The 3979-nt window shown below is 73.4% G+C and carries 4 protein-coding genes; all 4 read right to left on the bottom strand.

All coding sequences use genetic code 11. From position 1 onward, the window contains the following. Nucleotides 1–453: 453 nt before the first annotated feature. Nucleotides 454–825 (bottom strand): hypothetical protein, encoded by a 372-nt coding sequence (locus H5J33_RS26370; RefSeq protein ID WP_181797349.1) that lies wholly within the window; start codon nt 823–825, stop codon nt 454–456. 184 nt (nt 826–1009) lie between these two features. Then, the gene (locus tag H5J33_RS26365) at nt 1010–1204 is read right to left on the bottom strand and encodes a helix-turn-helix domain-containing protein (RefSeq protein WP_181797350.1); all 195 of its coding nucleotides are present in this window, start codon (nt 1202–1204) and stop codon (nt 1010–1012) included. Nucleotides 1205–1267: 63 nt separating this feature from the next. After that, complete coding sequence (locus tag H5J33_RS26360) at nt 1268–2068, bottom strand: GNAT family N-acetyltransferase (RefSeq protein WP_181797348.1); 801 nt, start codon at nt 2066–2068, stop codon at nt 1268–1270. Between the two features lie 324 nt (nt 2069–2392). After that, nucleotides 2393–3622 (bottom strand): Cmx/CmrA family chloramphenicol efflux MFS transporter, encoded by a 1230-nt coding sequence (locus H5J33_RS26355; protein ID WP_181797347.1) that lies wholly within the window; start codon nt 3620–3622, stop codon nt 2393–2395. Nucleotides 3623–3979 lie beyond the last annotated feature (357 nt).

The raw sequence follows: 3979 nt of genomic DNA, 5'->3' as shown, positions 1-3979 counted from the left end.
GGCGAGGGCCCCATGCGGCCCCGCGCCGTGATCACGCTGGGCACGGGCGAGGTCCGGTGGCCGGCGGAGGATCTGAACTGCCCCGGGTACGACTGAGGGCGCGCGCGGACAGCCGGGCCGGACGCTCGGCTACGGCACGGACGGCGGGCATGGGCCGGCGGTCAGGCGCCGGTCGGCGCAGGCGGCGATGGAGGGGATGACCGCCGTCGGCTCGGGGCCCCGTCCGGCACGGCCTTCACCTCGCGGTCGTCCGGCGAACCGGCGCCGAGCGTCCGTTCCCGTACCAGCCCGAACAGCGGCGGGGTGCCACGGCTTCCGGCTCGGCCGTGCCGGCCGGCCACGCCGGCGCCTCCCCCGCCTCGCCGCCTCACGTCCCGTGGGCCCTGGCGGGCCGGATCGTCAGCCGCGTGCTCGCGATGTCACGGGGAGCGGGGAAGGCCGGGGACGACTGGGTCAGTTCAGGGGCGCGGGGGCCGGCGTGCCGTAGAAGGTGACCGCCGGCCAGCCCCGGGACGCCAGGAGCTTGTTGATCGCGTCGGCGACCTCCTGCGGGGTGACGGCGTAGGCCGCCGGCGTCTCGGCGTTGGCGATGCTGAACTTGATCTCCAGCTCGGAGGGCGTGTCCGGGCCAATGTTCCGCTGCGACCGGCCCCCGAAGAGCGTCCCCTCGGGGAAGTTGGCCGCCGTGCCAGACGACTCGGCCTGGGCGGCCTGGGCGGTCGGGGCTGCCTGGGCCGGCGACGCCGAGGCCGTACCGGCGATCACCGCGCCGGCGGCGGCCGTGCCCGAGTACCCGATCAGGGACCGCCTCGAAATGCTGCTCATAACTCCCCCTCGTTTCCCGGCCGTCGGGTATTTCCCGAGGCCACCGCTTGATCGTAAACGCATGCGACGAGGTCGGGGGCAGAATGATGCCGTCCGTTTCGCGGCGGTCTCCGGCCCGGGTACAACCGGCCGACGCCGCTCACCCCGAACCCGCCGGCCGTATGACGTTCACCGTGGTCCGCGTTCAGGCGGAGGTGTCCCGCCGGGCCGTGCCCCACTCCCACATGCCGCGCAATACCGGCTCCAGTGCGCGGCCGAGGGCGGTCAGCTCGTAGCGGACCCGGGGCGGCCAGCCGGGGATCCGGTGGCGTTCGATGACGCCCGCCCGGGTCAGCTGGGCCAGCCGGTCCGAGAGGACCTTGTCCGAGAGGGCGGGCAGGGCGGGCGCGCCTCGCCGCCCGGTGACCGGTGCGGGGTCCGAGGTTCCCGGCGGGACCTGGAGTCACCGTTCGAGGCTGTAGAAGGCCATCGGCGAGTTGGGCCGGAAGCCGATCCTGGGGTACACCGGTGCCCCCGCCGCCGTCGCGTGCAGGGTGGCGCGGGTCAGGCCGGTGGCACGGGCGCCCTCGTACAGGGCCTTGCGCGTCACCGTCTCGCCGTAGCCCCGGCGTTCCCACTCCGGCGCCGTGGCGACGAGTACGACGAACAGCCGCCCGTCGGCCTCCACCGTCGCGGCGCAGGTCACGGGGACGCCGTCGCGCAGGCCGAGGTAGGCGTGTGCCTCGTTCTTCCACAGAGTGGATCCGAGGAGTCCGTCGCGGCCGTCCTCCGGCGGGAAGCCGTAGGCACGCGAGTTCAGATCGGCGTACGCCCGGAGGTGGTCGTCGGTGGTCACCCGGACGAACGTCAGTTCCGGGTGGGCCGGTTCGGGGAGGGGCATGAGGTCCCCGGCCATGCCGGTGCCGGGGAAGGCGTACTCCAGTCCCGCCTTCCCGGCCGCCGCCCGGACCCGGGCGCGGGCTTCGGCGCCGAGGAGGTCCTCGAAGAGCCACAGGAACCCGGGATGGCGCTTCGCGCGCATGATGTCCGCCGCCTGGCGCAGGCGTTCTTCGACCAGCGCCGCGTCCGCGTCGACCTCGGTCAGCGTGACGCAGTTCCAGAAGGCGAACCGGCAGTCGGCCCAGCGCACGGCGATGCCCGGCAGGTCGCGTACGTCGGCGGCCGGATCGCGGTCGAGCACCATGGCCCGCCAGACCAGGGCGAGTTGCTCCATCGATTCGATCGACTCCGTGCGGTCGGTCATCCGGGCTCCTCGAGTGGTGGAGTTGAGGGGCAAGCCCACCCAGTAATACGCCACTTGGACGTGTGTGTCGCACACCCGGGCCGGGGGTGGGTCATGCCGCGAGGACACGTCCCGGGCCGGCGCCGGCGGCCTCGGTGCCCCTGGCATCGGACGTACTCCGTCACCGGCCTGACCACCGCCGGGAGATTCCGGCACGGCCCTGCTCGGGTACGCCGCCGTCAGCTCACGCGACTTGGGCGACCAGGGGCACTGGGCAGGGCGGAGGCAGGGGCTTGCCGAGGGCCGAGCGCCGGAGTGGTCGGGAGCCGGGCCCGTCGTACCGGGTCACACGGGGGTCTCGGTCCGCTCCTCGGCCTGGCGTGTACCGCTGTCGCCGCCCGCGACCACGCTGCCCTCGTGCGGGCGGGGACGGTACTGGAGGTGTCCGGCCCACAGGGTCCCGAGAAGGCCGGCGGTGGCGAGCGCGGCTCCGGCCCAGGCCACCGAGGCGAAGCCGAACCCGGCGTTGACGGTGAGGCCACCGAGGGCCGGCGCGAGCGTGTTGCCGACGTTGAAGGCCGAGGTGTTGGTGGCGCCGACCAGGGTCGGGGCGCCGGGTGCGACGACGAAGACCCGGGACTGCAGGACCGGGTTGGTGACGTATCCGGCCATGCCGAGGACGAAGACCAAGGCCACGGTGACGACGGTGTTCTGTGCCAGGAGGGCGAGCAGTGCGGAGGTGACGGCGAGGACGCCGGTGCCGAGCGCGAGCGTGCGGATCGGGTACGCCTCCGCGGTCCTGCCGCCGGTGACCATGCCGAGCAGGCCGCCGACGCCGAACAGTGCCAGCAGGACGGGCACCCAGCCGTCGGCCAGTCCGGTGACGTCGGTGAGCAGCGAGGCGAGGTAGCTGAAGGTGACGATGACGGCGCCGAAGGAGAACGCCGTCACCGCGTACGAGAGCCAGAGCTGCGGCCGGGCCATCGCCCGCAGCTCGGCGCGGACGGTACGCGTCTCCTCCCCGGTCCCCCGCCCGCCGGGAATGGCGGACACCGAGCAGGCGAGGCTGACGAGGGTGAGCAGGGCCACGCCCCAGAAGGCCGCGCGCCACCCGGCGAACTGACTGAGCACCGTGCCCGCGGGGACGCCGATGACGGTGGCGAGGGTGAGTCCGCCGGCGACGACCGCGACCGCTTTGCCCTTGGCGTTCGGCGGGACGAGCGCGACGGCGGTGGCCACGGCGACGCCCCAGAAGCCCGCGTAGGCGAGCGCGCTGACGACACGCGTGGCGAACAGGACTCCGTAACCCGGGGCGAGCGCGCCGACGACGTGCGCGGCGATGAAGGCGGCCTGTAAGGCGACCAGGGCCGTGCGGCGGGGCCACTTGAGCGTGGCGACCGCGAGGAGCGGTGCCCCGACGACCATGCCCATGGCGAACGCGGAGATCAGCAACCCGGCATCGGGGATGGAGACGTCCAGGTCGTCGGCCAGATCGGGGAGCAGCCCGGAGAGCATGAACTCCGATGTGCCTTGGGTGAAGATTCCCAAGCCGAGGATGTAGATGGCAAGGGGCATGGAATGCCTCCGAATGCGGGGATGCGAACCGGTGTTGCGTCCGGCCATGGGCGGACGGGCGCCCTCGGGAGCGACGCTAGCACATTTCGGAGCGACTGCTTCAAAACTCTGGAGCGGTGAATCGCGTCCCGAAGTGGCGGTTCGGTGGGGTCGGTTGAGGAGCGTCCAGCCACCACAGCAGCAGCGCCGTGCGGGGTCGCTCGGCGACATGCCCAGGGCACGCTCGGCCCTGGGCACCCGGCGGGCGACGGAACCGCGGCGCGGACACGGGAGTTCGGCCACCTCCCACAGCGACCGGGTACGGCAGAGGGTCTGCGGGGTCGCCCACGCGGCAGACGGGTAGCGGACACCGCCGGA

Source organism: Streptomyces sp. WELS2, assembly GCF_013870595.1.
Classification (GTDB): domain Bacteria; phylum Actinomycetota; class Actinomycetes; order Streptomycetales; family Streptomycetaceae; genus Streptomyces.
The sequence above is the reverse complement of the archived record's forward strand: the minus strand, read 5'-3'. Positions and strand labels throughout refer to the sequence as shown.